The organism is Pseudomonas profundi (assembly GCF_008638305.1).
GTDB lineage: Bacteria > Pseudomonadota > Gammaproteobacteria > Pseudomonadales > Pseudomonadaceae > Halopseudomonas > Halopseudomonas profundi.
Genome location: NZ_VTPZ01000019.1, coordinates 15385 through 32616, shown reverse-complemented (window position 1 = coordinate 32616; position 17232 = coordinate 15385). Strand labels below are relative to the sequence as shown.

Genomic DNA, 17232 nt, shown 5'->3' with positions numbered 1-17232 from the left:
AGCTTCTAGCTTCTAGCTTCTAGCTTCTAGCTTCTAGCTTCCAGTCCCCAATCCCGTACCACCACGCCCCTCAAAAAGTTCCCCAGACTTAAAACCTTCATAAATCAGCAAGCGTACTGTCACATCGGATTTCCATAATCGCTTCGGTCGAAACAACGACGTCAAGTCACTCGCAGGATGACGTTATACAACCCCGAAGGAGTTTTTCCGATGAAGAAGAAGTTGATTGCGATTGTTGTTGGTGCTGCAGCCGTGATGCCCGCTATGGCCATGGCCGACATTAATATCTATGGTCGCGCTCACGTATCCACCGACTTTCTTGACGACGGTGCCGACTATTCCGAAACCAACCTCTCGAGCAACTCTTCGCGCCTTGGTTTCAAAGGCGACCATGACATCAACCCGAGCCTGCGCGCGTTCTTCCAGATCGAGCAGCAGATCGATTTTGGTACCGATTCAGGTAGCAACTTCCACACCCGCGATACCTTTGTCGGCCTGGATGGAAACTTCGGTGCATTGCAAATGGGCCGCTTCGACAGTCCATTCAAGACCGCTCGCGGCCCGGCCAATCTGTTCGGCGATCAGGTCGGCGATATGCGTAACCTGACCCGTGTCGGTGACGCTCGGTTCGACGAGCGCTATGACAACACTGTCCAGTATTCCACACCGACCTTCAGCGGACTCACCGGCCGGTTGGCCTATTCGGTTCATGAAGGTCAGTCTGTCGAGCTTGATGAAAGCGGCGATGCGCTGGACACCGATGCAATCAGTATGGCGCTGATCTATGAAGGCGGCCCGTTTGAAGCGGCACTGGCTTACGAAATGGCCGAGGAAGATACCGGTCGCGGTGAGCGTGATGGCCTCCGCGCTGCAGGGGCCTACAAACTGAATGACGCCTTCAAGCTGGTTGGCTTCTATCAGACTGTTGATTACAAGAACGATGGCGTTACGGCTCTGGAGCGCGACCTGCTGACTTCAGACACATACGGTCTGGGCGGTGAATTCAAGATCGCTGCCAATACGGCGCTGAAAGGTATGTGGATGACCCGGGCTGCCGATGCGGACGACGCTGACAGCGACATGTGGGTTGTGGGTGTCGAGCACAAACTGGACAAGGCTGTGCGCGTATATGCCAACTACGCGGTTGTCGACAATGATGACCTCGCTGATCTGACGCCCTGGAGCCAGGCTCGTACCGCTGACCCGGATAGCGCCGATGCATCAGGCGAAAAAGCATCAGGCCTGTCCCTTGGTCTGCGCTACGATTTCTGATCTCGCTCAGCGGGACCTGAAGTGCCGAACCGGGTTGCTCTCTTCGAGACAACCCGGTTTTTTGTCATCGAATTGCAATCAATTGTTCTTAATCTTGTTCCCCAGTTGTAACCGACACGGATGAAGGACTAGGCCCCGTCGCTAGTCTTCAGTTCGCTCACCTTACCGAGGAGTTTCCATGCGTCGCGTCATGTGTATTGCCCTAGCCGGCCTGTTGTCTGCCTGTGCCCAGCAGTCCCACGTCAAGCTGTATTCAGGCACCGAGTTACCGAAGGAGCAGGTGGTGGTGGTCCAGGTGCCCGATACGCTTGAGGTCATGCGCATAAATGGACAAGAGGTTCCGGCGGCGAATTCGATGTTTGGGACTGATACAAAGGCTCTGCATTTGCAGCCCGGTGAATATCAGATCAGCGCTTTCTATAAAAACATATTCGATATTGGTGGCGGCCTGAGCCATGAAGTCGTACGTACCAGAAGCGCTGTTTTCAAACTGGATGGCGAAGCAGGGGATACCTGGCGTCTGGCGTTCGAAACGCCGAAGAACCTGCAGGAAGCGCAGGCGATGGAAGAAAGTTTTGCCGGGTGGGCGGAAAATCTGCGCACGGGTGAGCGTATCGCCACAGAAGCAGGCGCTAAGCCGGCTTCGCCCATCAAGCAGCTGCTGGGTGGAGAGACACCGAGTAACAACGGCCAATCTACCGTGGCACCGTTGAACAGCGCACAGACAGCGACCACGGGCGCCACCGTATCCGCGCCGTCTGCTGCCGCTGCGCCTGAGCAAACCCTGCCGCATAACGATGCGACCTTGAATACGCTTCAGCAGCTCTGGCTGTTGCTCAGTCCTGAAAGCCGTGAAGCTTTTATGGATTGGGCCAGGCAATAATCTGCCTCCCGCTGCGGGGGCAACTTTGGGTAACGTTGCCCCCGCAGCAATCTTTTCTGACGATCCAGTAAGGCTCATGCAGCACAATCGCTGGTCCCTATGGCATGCTTGTCGGCATGCATATACGTCAACTCAACCACATTAATGAAGTCCCGTCCGTGTCATGGGATGCGCTTATTCCTTCGGGCTATCCCTTCCTGCGCCACGCATTCCTCGTGGCATTGGAGAGCAGCGGCTCAGTCACAGCCGAACAAGGCTGGATTGCGTCCCATCTTGTAGTGGAAAATCCTGACGGCAATCTGCAGGCGCTTTTGCCGCTGTATCAAAAACTGCACTCCTATGGAGAATATGTCTTCGACTTCCAGTGGGCAGATGCGTGGGAGCGGGCAGGGCGGCGGTACTATCCGAAGTGCCTGGCGGCGATCCCCTTTTCGCCGGTCCAGGGGCCGCGTCTGGTGGGCCGGTGCGAACAGAGCCGCGCCATGATTCTCGACTATCTCGATTCCGTACTGGCCCAAAACGAAGTATCCAGCCTGCATCTGCTTTTCAATCAGGGCGAGGAAAACGCAGCACTGGAAGCTGCCGGTTGGGTGCAGCGGCTAGGGTGTCAGTTTCATTGGATTAATCGAGACTACGATGACTTTGATGATTTTCTGGCAGCCTGCAGTTCGCGCAAACGCAAGAACTTTCGCAAGGAGCGCCAGGCCGTAGCAGCGCAGGGTATCGAGTTTGTGTGGTTGGCAGCGAAACAGATAACCGAGGCGGACTGGGATCGCTTCTATCCGTTCTACGCAGCCACTTATCTGAAGCGCGGCCAGCATCCCTATCTGGAGCGGGACTTCTTCAGTCTGCTGTCAGAGGGCATGGCGGATGCGGTGCGACTGGTCTTCGCGCGACTGGATGACCGGGATGTTGCGGGCGCGCTGTTTCTGGCTGGCGACGATACCTTGTATGGCCGCTACTGGGGCTGCCTGGACGAATTCGACCGGTTGCACTTCGAGACGTGTTTCTACCAGGGCATGGATCGTTGCATTGCCGAAGGCTTTGCTCGATTTGATGCCGGGGCGCAGGGCGAGCATAAACTGATTCGTGGTTTTGAGCCGGTTATGACGCAGTCCTGGCATAAACTGCAGCCCGGACTGCATGAGGCGGTGGAAGACTTCCTGCGCCGGGAGCGGGCGGGCATGCTCGATTACCAAAGCGATGCCCGCAGCTACCTGCCGTTCCGGCAAGCGGAATAATTGCTTTAGTTACCAGCGTTACTCTGCGGGCTGATCGATGCGTTCAACGCTGACGATGGTCACCGGGTTGGTTGGCACATTCTGATGGCCGCCCTGATTGCCGGTTGGGACCTTGGCGATGGTTTCCACAACGTGCTCGCCATCGACAACCTTGCCGAACACTGCGTAGCCGAAGTCGCGTCCACCGTGGTTGAGGAAGTCATTGCTGGTCAGATTGATGAAGAACTGGCTGGTGGCGCTGTCGACGACCTGGGTCCGTGCCATTGCCACGGTGTAGCGATCATTGCGCAGACCGTTGTCAGCTTCGTTCTTGATCGGCTTGCCGACGGGACGCTGGCGCATATCAGGTGTGAAACCGCCGCCCTGGACCATAAATCCAGGAATGACGCGGTGAAAGATTGTGCCGTCATAATGACCGGCATCCGCGTAGCGCAGGAAATTCTCCACGCTGATTGGCGCCTCTTCTGCATTCAGCTCCAGCTCGATTTCACCCAGGCTGGTGGTAACCAGCACGCGAGGGTTTTCGGCGAGGGCCGAGCCGGCAATCAACATCAGGGCGCACGCGCCGAACAGGCGTTTCAACATTCGTCTGACTCCATAGGTTGGTGTTACGAGGCGGTTAGCAAACCTGTAATCAGCTGAAAAGTCCAGCCTCCAGCGCTTACTGCGCTGTCGAGTGCTCGATAATCAGGTCGGCAAGTATCTTCGCAGCGGGGCCCAGGGGCTTATCCTTGTTCGAGTACAGATACAGCCAGCTGGACCGGTGCGCGCCCTGCTGCAGCGGCAATGGCTTTAACAGTTCTGTTTCCAGCTGCATGGTGATTTCATGCAGTGGCAGCCAGGCAAACCCCAACCCGCTGCTGACCAGTTTGGCGGCGGTACTCAGGCTCGCAACCGTCCAGCGCTGTTCAGCGCCGAGCCAGCCTGCGTCACGCGGCTGACGCCTGCCGGAATCACGGATGACCACCTGCAGGTGCTGCTCCAGATCCTGATGACTGAGTTGGCGCTGCAGCTGATGCAGTGGGTGTTGTGGATGCGCCACCGCGACAAACTCGGCTGCGTTGAGTTGTTGTGGTAGATATCCCGGGATGCTCAGGCCGGAAATGGCAAGGTCTGCCGTTCCACTGACCAGATATTCCTCCACACCCGAGAGTACTTCCTCCCGGACCTGCACACGACAACCCTGGCTAAGCGGCATGAACGCCTGTAATGCACGGGCCAGCCGGTCTGTCGGGTAGGCCGCGTCTACGACCAACTGAACCTCGGCTTCCCAGCCCTGGTCCATATTCCAGGCAAGCATCTCAAGTTGGCTGGCCTGTGCAATCAGGCTGCGCGAACGCCGGAGCAATGCCGTGCCCGCCTCTGTGAGCACGGCTTTTCGACCTTCGATCGCAAGCAGAGGCACTCCCAGTTGTTCCTGCATTCGGGATACGGTGTAACTGACTGATGATTGTGATCGATGAAGCGCCTCTGCAGCCTGTGCGTATCCGCCGTGGTCAACCACTGCCTGGAGGGTTCGCCATTGCTCTAACGTGACGCGGGGTGCTTTCATCAGTCCTTCCTTTGGCAAGGCTGCAAACGAGACATTGAACGGAGCGACCATTATGCGCAAATCTTTGGCAGGTCTGTTGATTGGTTTGCTGTTTCCACTGACCGCCTGGGCGTTTCCGGTGGACGTCGAAATCCAGTCGAAGGGTGTATCGGTCATTGCCAGCAGTTCCTATCTGAGCAATATAGCGACGGTTACGCTGGCAAACGAGGGCATCGAACGAGCGTTGTGCCGAGCCACGTTCGTCAACGGTCCGGAGCGCCCGCCGGAAAGCCGTATCCGTCTCGATCCCGGGGAGCATACCGTGGTGACGCAAGCCTTCAGCCGGCATATCAATCGCGTGCGAGTGGCTATCAGCTGTGAGCCAGACGCGCCTGCTGAGACGTGAATTGCAGGCTGGTTCAGCTTCAGGACAGAGTGGGTTTCGACGCTGGCGACGCTCACGGCGAGCATGAAATCCGGGCAATAAAAAACCCGGCAATTGCCGGGTTTTCCGATAGTTGGCTCCGCGACCAGGACTCGAACCTGGGACCCAATGATTAACAGTCATTTGCTCTACCAACTGAGCTATCGCGGAATGAACGCTGCGCACTTTACCAAAATAACCATCAAAGTCAACGTCTTGAAATGGCTTTGTGAGTAAATGCGCAGCTGCCGATCAGGCTTCTCGCATGACCGTAGCCATGGCTTTGGCGACGTAGTCGACGTTGTTCATGTTCAGCGCGGCAACGCATATCCGGCCACTGCTTACAGCATAAATACCGAACTCATCAGCCAGACGTTTTACTTGTTCCTTGCTTAGCCCGGAATAGGAGAACATGCCCCGCTGGCGCTGAATGAAATCGACATCCTGATCGACGCCTTCGGCTTTCAGTTTCTCAGCCAGCGCCTGGCGCATCCCGCGGATACGCTCGCGCATTTCAGCCAGTTCATCTTCCCAGAGGGCATACAGCTCAGCATTATTGAGGACTGCCGAAACGATCTTGGCGCCATGCGTCGGTGGGTTGGAATAGTTGGTGCGAATGACCCGTTTGAGCTGGGACAGAACGCGCGCGTTCTCGTCTGCATCGCGGGTAACCAGGGTCAATGCACCCACCCGTTCACCGTACAAAGAGAAGGACTTGGAGAACGAGCTGGCCACCAGAAAGGGTAGACCGCTCTCGGCGAACAGGCGTACAGCCAGTGCGTCGTCCTGCAGATTCTCACCGAAGCCCTGATAGGCAATATCCAGGAAGGGCACGTGATTGCAACGCTGGATGACATCAATCACCCGAGCCCAGTCAGCCAGGCCCAAATCCACCCCGGTGGGGTTGTGGCAACAGGCGTGTAGCAATACCACGCTGCCCTCGGGCAGGGCTTCGATGCCTTCAAGCATGCCGGCCAGGTTCAGCCCGTGCGTTTCGGGATTGTAATAGGGGTAGGTCACGACCTCATAGCCCGCTGCTTCGAACAGCGAACGATGGTTTTCCCAACTCGGATCGCTGATCGCCACCAGGCGTTTGTCGGTCAGACGGTGGAGGAAATCAGCCCCCAGCTTGAGCGCGCCGGTTCCGCCCAGGGATTGGGCTGTGATCAGTCGACCGGATTGCATAACCGAGGATTCGGCACCGAACAGCAATTCCTGAACAGCCTTGTCATAGGCGGCGAGACCATCAATTGGCAGGTAACCGCGGGGCGCGTGCTCGGCAACCCTGGCCTCTTCGGCGGCCTGTACCGCCCTCAGTAACGGCAGTTTGCCTGCCTCGTCATAATATACGCCGACGCCAAGATTGACCTTTTCCGCGCGGGTATCAGCATTGAACGTTTCGTTCAGGCCCAGGATGGGGTCATGCGGGGCCATTTCGACGGGGAAGAACAGACTCATGGTATAGGGGACTCGGGCAGGTGAATGGATGTGGCATTCAGGGTTGCACATTATAAACAGACCGGCATTCATCTGCGAGTGGCGCAGTATCCTGAAATCATTCGACGCCTTTTTCGGCTGTATCGTCACCCGGAACCGGTTGACCTCGATGCTATGATGTTGGGGTATCCGTTACCCGGTGGACCCGAGAATATGAGCCAATTCAACCTGCAAACCCGTTTCGAGCCAGCAGGCGACCAACCCACGGCGATCGTCCAGCTGGTTGAAGGTATCGAGGCAGGGCTTTCGCACCAGACATTGCTAGGGGTGACGGGCTCAGGCAAGACGTTTACCGTGGCGAATGTGATCCAGCAGGTGCAGCGTCCTGCGATCATCATGGCGCCAAACAAGACCCTGGCTGCACAGCTGTACGGGGAGTTCCGGGAGTTCTTTCCGAACAACGCCGTCGAATACTTCGTGTCTTACTACGACTATTACCAGCCTGAAGCTTATGTCCCGTCTTCAGATACCTTTATCGAGAAAGACGCGTCCATCAATGACCACATCGAGCAGATGCGCCTGTCTGCGACCAAAGCGCTGCTCGAGCGACCGGATGCCATTATCGTTGCTACGGTGTCGGCTATTTATGGTCTCGGCGATCCACAGTCGTATCTGCGCATGGTTCTGCACGTGGACCGCGGCGATATTCTGGATCAGCGCACGCTGTTGCGCCGGCTGGCCGAGCTGCAGTACACGCGTAACGACATGGAGCTCTCGCGCGCCAACTACCGGGTGCGCGGCGATGTGATTGATATCTTTCCTGCGGAATCGGATCTTGAAGCAGTGCGCATCGAGCTGTTTGACGAAACGGTGGAAACCATCAGCTTTTTTGACCCGCTGACCGGTGAGGTTCTACGTAAGGTTCCACGCGTAACTATCTATCCTAAATCACATTATGTTACGCCTCGCGAGAAGCTCGTCGACGCGGTAGAGCATATAAAGGTCGAGCTCAAGGAGCGACTTGAAACGCTCACCAGCCAGAACAAGCTGGTCGAGGCGCAGCGTCTGGAGCAGCGTACGCGCTTCGATATGGAGATGATTCTGGAGCTCGGATATTGCAATGGCATCGAGAACTACTCCCGCTACCTGTCTGGCCGACCACATGGCGAAGCGCCGCCAACACTGTTCGATTACCTCCCGCAGAACGCCTTGCTGATTATCGATGAGTCCCACGTATCGGTTCCCCAGGTCGGGGCCATGTACAAAGGCGACCGTTCGCGCAAGGAGACGCTGGTCGAGTACGGTTTTCGCTTGCCTTCGGCGCTGGATAACCGGCCGATGCGTTTTGATGAATGGGAGGCTATTTCGCCGCAGACTATCTTCGTTTCTGCAACCCCTGGCCCCTATGAGCAGGAACATGCGGGACGTACGGTGGAGCAGGTGGTCCGGCCTACCGGTCTGGTCGATCCGAAGATCGAAGTGCGTCCGGCTACCAGCCAGGTCGACGACCTGCTGTCCGAGATCGGCCTGCGCGTAGCCCAGGGTGAACGGGTGCTGGTCACTACCTTGACCAAACGCATGGCCGAAGATCTGACTGATTATCTGGCGGATCATGGCGTGAGAGTGCGCTATCTGCACTCGGACATCGATACCGTGGAGCGTGTCGAGATTATCCGCGACTTGCGGATCGGCGGTTTCGATGTGCTAGTTGGGATTAACTTGCTTCGAGAAGGCCTTGATATGCCTGAAGTTTCACTTGTCGCGATACTCGATGCAGATAAAGAAGGTTTCCTTCGCTCCGAGCGTTCTCTGATTCAGACGATCGGCCGTGCGGCACGTAACCTCAACGGCAAGGCGATTCTCTATGCAGACCGGATGACCGGTTCCATGGAGCGGGCGATTGGTGAAACAGAGCGGCGCCGCGAGAAGCAGATAAGCTTCAACCTCGAGCACAACATCACGCCGGTAGGGGTCACCAAGAGCGTCAAGGATATTCTGGAAGGCGCTGTGGTACCGGGTAGCAATAGCCGCTCGAACAAGCGCAAGCAGCTCAAGGCCGCCGAGGACGCAGCGGAGTACGACGCCGCACAACTGCGCTCGCCTTCCGAGATTACCAAGCGCATCAAGCAGGCCGAGGAAAAGATGTATCAGCACGCGCGCAACCTCGAGTTTGAAGAGGCCGCTTCAATGCGGGATGAGATCCAGAAACTGCGCGCGCAGTTGATGAAGGTCTAGGGTCGCGGAGGATTGTTCGGTGGCCGGGCCATTGAGTGCCGTCTTGCAGTCTGACCTTGCCGCCAGGGTGCTTGTGTCAGCTGCCTGACAGCGGTCATTTTGCGCTCCCGTTTAATTTCAGTTTTTTCAGCGACTTATGCTTGACAGGTTTTTGGGTGCTGCGTAGAATTCGCGGCCATTGCAGGCACGTAGCTCAGTTGGTTAGAGCACCACCTTGACATGGTGGGGGTCGTTGGTTCGAATCCAATCGTGCCTACCAAACAATCCCGGACTGCACGGGTAGAAAAGGGCGACCTACAAGGGTCGCCCTTTTTTTCGTCTGCTTTTTGTACAGTTGTGGAATCCTTGCCCCGTATGGCAGTCTGCTGTTATCGAGACGCGCCAGCCTTCCGAGGTGTGCGCTCCCGATCTCCAGATAAACGCTTATGCGTTTCCCTGAGTCAGACAGAGAAGGAAGCACGTTATGAAACTCCCAACCCTGCTTGCCACTACCTGCGCTTTCGCATCAGTAGGAATATCCGCACTTCAGACTGCAGCTATCGCAGCACCGCCTCCCGGAGATGCCGTTACCACATGCGAGCTGTCACGGAGCGTTTCAGAAAATTACATGCGCATGCGGCAGCAGGGCGTAGAGAAAGAAACGCTGATTTCAAATATGGAAGAGCAATTGGGCGGCGAAATTGACCCTGATTCTCGCGATATCATCAACAGCGCCTATGAAAAGCCCATCAATACGGACGATCCCCAGCAGGCCATTGCGGACTTCGCCCAGGGCCAGCATGACAAGTGTGTGGAGACCAATGCAGGAGCATGATGCCTGGCCGCTTGTGAATTTGTGAGTTGCTCCTTCGTGGCCTTGGTGTAATTGCGGGCAGGCTTCAGAGCGGCCGCCCGCGGTCTGGCAGGATTGCGCAAGACGCCGTATCCCTGTTTTCAACACTTGCTCCATTCCTGCCAGTCCGCGGCTCGTTCGGGCAACGCCGTGTCTCGAAACCGGCCACAACAAGCTCAGATCAACATGGCGGCTGCCAGCAGCACTCTGCTGACGGCCAGCATCCGAGCCAACAGTTCATGCAAATTCCCCCTCTTTTTCATGCAAAGAGACCCCGGGAAGAGCCCAGCGTAGCGGCTAGCCAGCCAAGCAGCGGCACGCTGGTGACGGCCAGTCTCCGAGCTAGCAGCCCGCACAAACCGTCCCCCTCTTTGGCAAAGAGGGGTTAGGAGAGATTCCGGGATCAGCTGCTCAACGCTGCAGCTGAAAACGCCACGTAAACAACCCGAGTCCAGACAGCCCGCGAGCCCCCAACGCAGTGATTAAGTTATTGATTCTATTGTGATAGAGTACCGCCTTTCCGGTGCTTCGCACGCTGTTGATTCCCTTTTGAATCAAAGGGTTGCAACTTTGAGGTATTGGTGAAATCCCTGTTGCGTCATTTGGCGCGCCCATGTAGCGACCCCATAGGCTCCGGCGATCATTGTTCGAAGGACCCGTATCAGGCGAAGCTGGATGGCAATTATCATCATGTGGCCTTGCGTAGGGGCCACCACTGAGAAGGAATGCACATGCCTGTAATTACTCTTCCCGACGGCAGTCAGCGCAGTTTTGATCATCCGGTTTCGGTCGCTGAAGTCGCGCAATCCATTGGTTCAGGTCTCGCCAAAGCCACTCTGGCCGGAAAGGTCGACGGGCGCCTGGTAGATGCCTCTGATGTGATTGATCGTGACGCTTCGCTGGAAATTATCACGCCGAAGAACGAAGAGGGGCTGGAGATTATTCGCCACTCCTGTGCGCACCTGGTCGGTCATGCGGTCAAGCAGCTCTATCCGACCGCGAAGATGGTGATTGGTCCAGTGATTGAGGAAGGCTTCTATTACGATATCGCCTACGAGAGACCGTTTACGCCTGAAGATATGGCGGCCATCGAAGCGCGCATGCGCGAGTTGATTAATACCGAATATGACGTGATCAAGAAGGTCACGCCGCGTGATCAGGTTATAGAGGTGTTCGAAACCCGCGGCGAGGAATACAAGCTGCGTCTGGTTGAAGATATGCCGGAAGAGCAGGCAATGGGTTTGTACTACCACGAAGAATACGTCGACATGTGCCGCGGTCCGCACGTGCCGAACACGCGCTTCCTGAAAGCGTTCAAGCTGACGCGGATTTCCGGCGCCTATTGGCGCGGCGATGCGAAGAATGAGCAGCTGCAGCGTATCTACGGCACCGCCTGGGCAGATAAAAAGCAACTCGCTGCGTATATCCAGCGCATGGAAGAGGCTGAAAAACGCGACCACCGCAAGATTGGTAAACGTCTGGGCCTGTTCCATACCCAGGAAGAAGCGCCCGGGATGGTGTTCTGGCACCCGAATGGCTGGACCGTATATCAAGTGCTTGAGCAGTACATGCGGCAAATCCAGCGCGGTGCCTCCTATAAGGAGATCAAGACGCCGCAGGTGGTGGACCGGGTTTTGTGGGAACGATCCGGGCACTGGGAGCATTACTCGGCGGCAATGTTTACCACCGAATCCGAGAGCCGTGACTACGCGATCAAACCGATGAACTGCCCAGGCCACATCCAGGTATTCAATCAGGGTTTGAAGAGCTATCGAGAGCTGCCGTTGCGTCTGGCCGAGTTCGGATCATGCCACCGTAATGAGCCATCGGGTTCGCTGCATGGCCTGATGCGCGTGCGTGGCTTCACCCAGGACGATGCTCATATTTTCTGTACGGATGAGCAGGTCAAGTCCGAGGCGGCTGATTTCATCGAGTTGACGCTTCAGGTATATCGCGATTTCGGCTTTGATGACGTTGAGCTGAAGCTCTCCACCCGTCCGGAAAGTCGCGTTGGTGACGATGCGTTGTGGGATCAGGCTGAGAAAGGCCTGGAAGACGCGCTCAACGAGGCTGGCCTGGATTGGGAGCTGCAACCGGGCGAAGGTGCTTTCTACGGTCCGAAGATCGAGTTCTCTTTACGCGATTGCATCGGCCGCGTCTGGCAGTGCGGTACCTTGCAGCTGGACTTCATGCTGCCGGGTCGGCTTGGCGCGCAGTATGTGGCGGAAGATGGCTCGCGCAAGACGCCGGTCATGTTGCACCGGGCAATTCTCGGTTCCTTCGAGCGCTTCATCGGTATTCTCATCGAACACTACGCAGGTGATTTCCCGGCCTGGCTGGCTCCGACTCAGGCTGCAATACTGAATATTACCGATAATCAGGCCGGATTCTGCTCCGAAGTGGAGAAAAACCTCAATGAAATGGGATATCGGGCAGTCGCGGACTTGAGAAACGAGAAGATCGGCTTTAAAATCCGGGAGCATACTTTGCACAAGACTCCTTACCTCCTGGTTGTAGGGGATAGGGAAGTCGAATCGCACACTGTGGCCGTGCGCACGCGGGAGGGTAAAGATCTGGGTTCCATGACTGTTGCCGAGTTCTCCGAGTTCCTGTCCCGTGCCGTTGCACAGCGAGGCCGCCCGAATTCGGAGCTATAAAGATTAAACGCGAGATGAGACAAGACAAAAGAGCCGCACAACGCCCGCCGATCAACGAGAACATCACGGCGCGTGAAGTGCGCCTGATCGGCGCCGAAGGTGAACAAATCGGTATCGTGTCCATTCAGGAAGCCATGGCCGCCGCAGAGGAGGTCAAGCTCGACCTGGTTGAAATCTCCCCCGATGCAGAGCCGCCAGTTTGCCGACTCATGGATTATGGCAAGCACGTCTTCGAAAAGAAGAAGCAGCAGGCTGTCGCACGGAAGAATCAGAAGCAGATCCAGATCAAGGAAATCAAATTTCGTCCAGGGACGGAAGAGGGAGACTACAAGGTCAAGCTGAAAAACTTGATACGTTTCCTTAGTGAAGGGGATAAAGCCAAGGTTTCATTGCGATTCCGCGGCCGCGAAATGGCCCATCAGGAGCTGGGGATGGACCTGTTGAAGCGGGTTGAACAGGACCTGCTTGAATACGGTACCGTCGAACAGTATCCGAAAATGGAAGGTCGTCAGCTGATGATGGTCATCGCTCCCAAGAAGAAAAAGTAATCTCCAGGGCAACGCCAGGCCTTGCGATTATCTTATTAACGCTATAACGCGGAGTATCTGAACATGGCAAAAGTAAAGATGAAGACCAAAAGTGGCGCTGCGAAGCGCTTCAAGGCGACCGGTAACGGTCTTAAGCACAAGCATGCTTTCAAGAGCCACATCCTGACCAAGATGAGCACTAAGCGTAAGCGTCAACTTCGGGGTACTTCCGAGTTGCACCCTGCTGATGTGCAAAAAGTAGAGCGCATGTTGCGCCTCCGTTAAGTCTAGGTTGAGGAAATAAAGAATGGCTCGTGTTAAGCGTGGTGTAATGGCGCGTAAGCGTCACAAGAAAATTCTGAAACTCGCCAAAGGCTACTACGGTGCGCGTTCACGCGTATTCCGTGTTGCCAAGCAGGCGGTCATCAAGGCTGGTCAGTATGCCTACCGTGACCGCAAGCAGCGCAAGCGTCAGTTTCGTGCTCTGTGGATTGCCCGTATCAACGCCGGCGCCCGTCAGAATGGTATGTCCTATAGCCGTCTGATCGCTGGCCTGAAGAAAGCTTCCGTAGAAATCGACCGCAAGGTTCTGGCCGATCTGGCTGTGAACGAAAAAGCGGCGTTTACCGCGATTGTCGAAAAAGCAAAGGCTAGCCTGGCTTAAGCCCTCGTTACGACAATCACCGGAGCCTGGCTCCGGTTGGCAACGTCATTAATAGGGGAAGAGCCTCATCGCTCTTCCCCTATTTTTGTTTCTGGAGTGTGTTAATGGAAAACCTAGACGCCCTGGTCTCTCAAGCTTTGGAGGCTGTTCAGCAAGCCGCTGACGTCAACACGCTGGAGCAGATCCGCGTGCAGTATCTTGGCAAGAAGGGCGAGCTCACTCAGGTCATGAAGACGCTGGGCAATATCCCCGCAGAAGAGCGCCCGAAGGTTGGCGCCATGGTGAATGAAGCCAAAGAGCGAGTGCAAAGCGTTCTCAATGCACGCAAGACCGATATGGAAGCTGCGGCGTTGAATGCCCGTCTGGCCGCCGAGCGGGTTGATGTCACCTTGCCGGGCCGAGGCCAGCTCAGCGGAGGCCTGCATCCGGTCACCCGCACCATGGAACGCATCGAAGAGATTTTTGCCCACGTCGGTTATGCCGTCGAGGAAGGCCCCGAAGTCGAAGATGATTATCACAACTTCGAGGCGCTCAACATCCCCGGCCACCATCCGGCCCGTGCGATGCACGATACCTTCTATTTCAACGCCAATACCCTGTTGCGTACACATACCTCGCCGGTACAGATACGCACTATGGAAACTCGCCAGCCGCCGATCCGGATCGTTTGCCCGGGCCGCGTGTATCGCTGCGATTCAGATCAGACGCATTCGCCGATGTTCCATCAGGTAGAAGGGCTTCTGATTGATGAGGGCGTCAGCTTTGCGGACCTGAAAGGCACTATCGTGCAGTTCCTGCGCGAATTCTTTGAAGCTGATCTCGAGGTTCGCTTCCGCCCGTCATTCTTCCCGTTTACTGAACCCTCCGCCGAGGTGGATATTCGCCGCGTGGTGATGAAGAACGGCGAAGAGAAAGCCGACTGGCTGGAAGTGCTTGGCTGCGGGATGGTGCATCCCAACGTTTTGCGGATGTCCGGCATTGATCCCGAGAAATATCAGGGTTTTGCCTTTGGTATGGGCGTGGAGCGTCTGGCAATGCTGCGCTACGGGGTGGGTGATCTGCGGATCTTCTTTGACAACGATCTGCGTTTCCTCGAGCAGTTTCGTTAATCGCCGCCACCCAAACTCTTTGACAGCAGGAATAGATAATGAAATTCAGTGAACAGTGGTTGCGTACCTGGGTTAATCCACAGGTAACCCGCGACGAACTGGTTGCCCGTCTGTCCATGACCGGGCTTGAAGTCGACAGCGTTACCCCGGCCGCCGGTGAGTTCAGTGGCGTGGTGGTGGGCGAGATTATCAGCACCGAGCAGCATCCGGATGCCGATAAGCTGCGCGTATGCAGCGTCAGCAGCGGTAGCGAGCAATTCCAGGTGGTGTGCGGAGCGCCCAACGCGCGCCCCGGCATCAAGATTCCGTTCGCCATGGTCGGCGCCCAGCTCGGTGCTGACTTCAAGATCAAGAAAGCCAAGCTGCGTGGCGTCGAGTCACACGGCATGCTCTGTTCAGCCGCTGAACTGAAGCTGTCTGATGATCACGATGGTTTGTACGAACTCCCGGCTGACGCAACTGTGGGCCAGGACGTGCGCGAGTATCTACGGCTGGACGACGCGATTATCGAAGTCGACCTGACACCCAACCGCGGTGATTGCCTATCTATCGCAGGCCTGGCCCGTGAAGTCGCGGCCAACTATGGCGAGCAGGTAACCCGCCCGCAGATCGAACCAATCGCGCCGGTAAATGACGACACACGCCCGGTTGAGCTGCGCGCGAGCCAGGCGTGCCCACGTTATGTCGGTCGCGTCATCCGTAACGTCGACTTGTCGCGCGCAACTCCGCTTTGGATGGTTGAGCGCCTGCGCCGCAGCGACATTCGCAGCATCGATGCAGTCGTCGACATCACCAACTACGTCATGCTGGAACTGGGCCAGCCCCTGCATGCTTTCGACCTGGCTGAAATTCACGGCGGTATACGGGTTCGCATGGCCGAAGAGGGCGAGAAACTGGTATTGCTCGACGGCCAGGAGATTGCGTTGCGGGCTGATACGCTGGTCATCGCTGACCACGAACGGCCGCTGGCTATGGCCGGTATCATGGGCGGCGAGCACAGCGGTGTTAGTGAGAAAACCACTGATCTGTTCCTCGAAAGCGCCTTCTTCGACACCATCGCTATTGCCGGCAAGGCACGTGGCTATGGTCTGCATACCGATTCATCGCACCGCTTCGAGCGCGGTGTCGACTGGCGTTTGCAGCGCGAAGCCATCGAGCGCGCCACTGCGCTGATCCTCGAGATCGTCGGCGGTGAGCCGGGCCCGATTGTTGAAGCCGTAGATGAAAATACCTTGCCCAGGTTAAGCCAGGTCACGCTGCGCAATGACCGCATCACCCAGATGCTGGGTATGGAATTGCCCGCCGGGGATGTCGAATCCTACCTCGGCGGTCTGGGTCTGTACGTCAAACCCAGTGGAAACGGTGAGTGGCAGGTTGACGTGCCCAGCTATCGCTTCGATATTTCCATCGAGGTGGATCTGATCGAAGAGCTTGCCCGTCTGTACGGCTATAACCGGCTGCCTGCGACCGCGCCGACCGCCTCGTTGAATCTGGCTGCCAAGTCGGAATCCAAGGGCGAGCTGCCAGCATTGCGTCGCCTACTGGTTGCACGTGGCTATCATGAGGCTATCACTTACAGCTTCATCGAGCCGGGTTTGAACAAGCTGTTCGACCCCGAGATTGAGCCTCTTGCCCTGGCCAATCCCATTTCCGCTGACATGGCGGTCATGCGTACATCGCTATGGCCGGGTTTGTGCAAAGCAGTCGAATACAACCTCAACCGTCAGCAATCGCGGGTGCGTCTGTTTGAAAGCGGCCAGCGTTTCCTGCCCCAGACCGATGGTTCGCTGTTGCAGCAGCCGGTGCTGGCCGGGATTGCCTGCGGCGCTCGTCAACCTGAAGGCTGGGCTAACGGTAACGACAAACTCGATTTTCACGACGTAAAAGGGGACGTGGAGGCGGCGCTGGGGCAGGGCGGCTGCGGCTCGGCGTATCGTTTCGAGCCGGCGGAGCATCCCGCACTGCACCCCGGCCAGACGGCAAAAATTACCCGTGATGGTCAAACCGTCGGTTGGCTTGGCGCCTTGCATCCGCTGCTGGTCGACAAGCTGGATCTGCACGCGCCGGTGTTCGTATTTGAACTGGTGCTCGCGGGTATCAGCGAAGGCCGTCTGCCAAAATTTGCCGAGCTGTCGCGCTTCCCGGAGGTTCGCCGGGACATCGCACTGCTGGTCGACAAGGCTGTCGCGGCGGATGATTTGCTCAACAAAATCCGCGCGGTTGCTGGCGAGCACCTTACCAACCTCAGGCTGTTTGACGTTTACGAAGGTAAGGGCATTGATCCTCATAGCAAAAGCCTGGCCATTGGCTTGACGTTACAGCATTCATCGCGCACTCTTACTGATGATGAGGTGAACGCTGTCATGGACGAAGTGCTCGAGTCCCTGGAGCAAGGATTCAATGCCACACTAAGGAAATAG

The 17232-nt window shown here is 56.7% G+C and carries 15 protein-coding genes and 2 tRNA genes; 13 read left to right on the top strand and 4 right to left on the bottom strand.

All coding sequences use genetic code 11. The annotated features are described in order from the left end of the window. The first annotated feature begins 210 nt into the window (after positions 1–210). The 3 genes from FZE95_RS18360 (at position 211) to FZE95_RS18350 (ending at position 3396) form a co-directional block, all read left to right on the top strand. Entirely contained in the window at positions 211–1272 is a 1062-nt protein-coding gene (locus FZE95_RS18360) for a porin (RefSeq protein ID WP_150302272.1), read from the top strand. A 178-nt stretch (positions 1273–1450) separates the two neighbouring features. Next, entirely contained in the window at positions 1451–2155 is a 705-nt protein-coding gene (locus tag FZE95_RS18355) for a DUF2057 family protein (protein WP_150302271.1), read from the top strand. Between the two features lie 116 nt (positions 2156–2271). Beyond that, the gene (locus FZE95_RS18350) at positions 2272–3396 is read left to right on the top strand and encodes a GNAT family N-acetyltransferase (RefSeq protein ID WP_150302270.1); all 1125 of its coding nucleotides are present in this window, start codon (positions 2272–2274) and stop codon (positions 3394–3396) included. A gap of 18 nt (positions 3397–3414) precedes the next feature. Here the strand turns inward: FZE95_RS18350 and FZE95_RS18345 are convergent, their stop codons facing one another. Then, positions 3415–3981 carry a peptidylprolyl isomerase gene (locus tag FZE95_RS18345; RefSeq protein WP_150302269.1) on the bottom strand — a complete coding sequence of 189 codons (567 nt, stop codon included), beginning with the start codon at positions 3979–3981 and terminating at the stop codon, positions 3415–3417. Between the two features lie 76 nt (positions 3982–4057). After that, entirely contained in the window at positions 4058–4948 is an 891-nt protein-coding gene (locus FZE95_RS18340; RefSeq protein WP_150302268.1) for a LysR family transcriptional regulator, read from the bottom strand. 52 nt (positions 4949–5000) lie between these two features. Here FZE95_RS18340 and FZE95_RS18335 point away from each other — a divergent pair, with 52 nt between their 5' ends. Then, the gene (locus FZE95_RS18335) at positions 5001–5333 is read left to right on the top strand and encodes a 3-phosphoglycerate kinase (RefSeq protein WP_150302267.1); all 333 of its coding nucleotides are present in this window, start codon (positions 5001–5003) and stop codon (positions 5331–5333) included. Between the two features lie 113 nt (positions 5334–5446). Here the strand turns inward: FZE95_RS18335 and FZE95_RS18330 are convergent. Together FZE95_RS18330 and FZE95_RS18325 are read right to left on the bottom strand one after the other, a co-directional pair. Then, a tRNA-Asn gene (locus tag FZE95_RS18330) sits at positions 5447–5522 on the bottom strand. Positions 5523–5603: 81 nt separating this feature from the next. Further along, positions 5604–6809: an amino acid aminotransferase gene (locus FZE95_RS18325; protein ID WP_150302266.1), complete on the bottom strand. Its 1206-nt coding sequence runs from the start codon at positions 6807–6809 to the stop codon at positions 5604–5606. A gap of 192 nt (positions 6810–7001) precedes the next feature. On the opposite strand from FZE95_RS18325, the gene uvrB reads away from it, so the two are divergent. The 9 genes from uvrB to pheT all read left to right on the top strand — a co-directional run bounded on the left by uvrB (position 7002) and on the right by pheT (position 17232). Beyond that, the gene (uvrB, locus tag FZE95_RS18320) at positions 7002–9023 is read left to right on the top strand and encodes an excinuclease ABC subunit UvrB (RefSeq protein WP_150302265.1); all 2022 of its coding nucleotides are present in this window, start codon (positions 7002–7004) and stop codon (positions 9021–9023) included. A gap of 182 nt (positions 9024–9205) precedes the next feature. Then, positions 9206–9282, top strand: a tRNA-Val gene (locus FZE95_RS18315). A 204-nt stretch (positions 9283–9486) separates the two neighbouring features. After that, positions 9487–9837, top strand: coding sequence for a hypothetical protein (locus tag FZE95_RS18310; protein ID WP_150302264.1), 351 nt, complete (start codon positions 9487–9489; stop codon positions 9835–9837). Between the two features lie 749 nt (positions 9838–10586). Beyond that, positions 10587–12512: a threonine--tRNA ligase gene (thrS, locus tag FZE95_RS18305; protein ID WP_150302263.1), complete on the top strand. Its 1926-nt coding sequence runs from the start codon at positions 10587–10589 to the stop codon at positions 12510–12512. Continuing rightward, a complete protein-coding gene (infC, locus tag FZE95_RS18300; RefSeq protein WP_178101052.1) occupies positions 12509–13060 on the top strand; it encodes a translation initiation factor IF-3 in 552 nt (183 codons plus the stop codon). The genes thrS and infC overlap by 4 nt, the downstream gene beginning before the upstream one ends. Positions 13061–13123: 63 nt before the next feature. Continuing rightward, a complete protein-coding gene (gene rpmI / locus FZE95_RS18295) occupies positions 13124–13324 on the top strand; it encodes a 50S ribosomal protein L35 (protein WP_178100983.1) in 201 nt (66 codons plus the stop codon). A 22-nt stretch (positions 13325–13346) separates the two neighbouring features. Beyond that, positions 13347–13703, top strand: a complete 357-nt coding sequence (gene rplT / locus FZE95_RS18290; RefSeq protein ID WP_036992253.1) for a 50S ribosomal protein L20 — start codon at positions 13347–13349, stop codon at positions 13701–13703. Between the two features lie 104 nt (positions 13704–13807). After that, on the top strand, positions 13808–14812 hold the full coding sequence (pheS, locus tag FZE95_RS18285; protein WP_150302261.1) for a phenylalanine--tRNA ligase subunit alpha: 1005 nt from the start codon (positions 13808–13810) through the stop codon (positions 14810–14812). Positions 14813–14850: 38 nt separating this feature from the next. Then, entirely contained in the window at positions 14851–17232 is a 2382-nt protein-coding gene (pheT, locus tag FZE95_RS18280) for a phenylalanine--tRNA ligase subunit beta (protein WP_150302260.1), read from the top strand.

What these genes read in the sequence shown, in the direction of transcription:
- FZE95_RS18360 (WP_150302272.1), top strand. Translation starts at nt 211, where the DNA reads ATGAAGAAGAAGTTGATTGCGATTGTTGTTGGTGCTGCAGCCGTGATG.
- FZE95_RS18355 (WP_150302271.1), top strand. Translation starts at nt 1,451, where the DNA reads ATGCGTCGCGTCATGTGTATTGCCCTAGCCGGCCTGTTGTCTGCCTGT.
- FZE95_RS18350 (WP_150302270.1), top strand. Translation starts at nt 2,272, where the DNA reads ATGCATATACGTCAACTCAACCACATTAATGAAGTCCCGTCCGTGTCA.
- FZE95_RS18345 (WP_150302269.1), bottom strand. Translation starts at nt 3,981, where the DNA reads ATGTTGAAACGCCTGTTCGGCGCGTGCGCCCTGATGTTGATTGCCGGC.
- FZE95_RS18340 (WP_150302268.1), bottom strand. Translation starts at nt 4,948, where the DNA reads ATGAAAGCACCCCGCGTCACGTTAGAGCAATGGCGAACCCTCCAGGCA.
- FZE95_RS18335 (WP_150302267.1), top strand. Translation starts at nt 5,001, where the DNA reads ATGCGCAAATCTTTGGCAGGTCTGTTGATTGGTTTGCTGTTTCCACTG.
- FZE95_RS18325 (WP_150302266.1), bottom strand. Translation starts at nt 6,809, where the DNA reads ATGAGTCTGTTCTTCCCCGTCGAAATGGCCCCGCATGACCCCATCCTG.
- uvrB (WP_150302265.1), top strand. Translation starts at nt 7,002, where the DNA reads ATGAGCCAATTCAACCTGCAAACCCGTTTCGAGCCAGCAGGCGACCAA.
- FZE95_RS18310 (WP_150302264.1), top strand. Translation starts at nt 9,487, where the DNA reads ATGAAACTCCCAACCCTGCTTGCCACTACCTGCGCTTTCGCATCAGTA.
- thrS (WP_150302263.1), top strand. Translation starts at nt 10,587, where the DNA reads ATGCCTGTAATTACTCTTCCCGACGGCAGTCAGCGCAGTTTTGATCAT.
- rpmI (WP_178100983.1), top strand. Translation starts at nt 13,124, where the DNA reads ATGGCAAAAGTAAAGATGAAGACCAAAAGTGGCGCTGCGAAGCGCTTC.
- rplT (WP_036992253.1), top strand. Translation starts at nt 13,347, where the DNA reads ATGGCTCGTGTTAAGCGTGGTGTAATGGCGCGTAAGCGTCACAAGAAA.
- pheS (WP_150302261.1), top strand. Translation starts at nt 13,808, where the DNA reads ATGGAAAACCTAGACGCCCTGGTCTCTCAAGCTTTGGAGGCTGTTCAG.
- pheT (WP_150302260.1), top strand. Translation starts at nt 14,851, where the DNA reads ATGAAATTCAGTGAACAGTGGTTGCGTACCTGGGTTAATCCACAGGTA.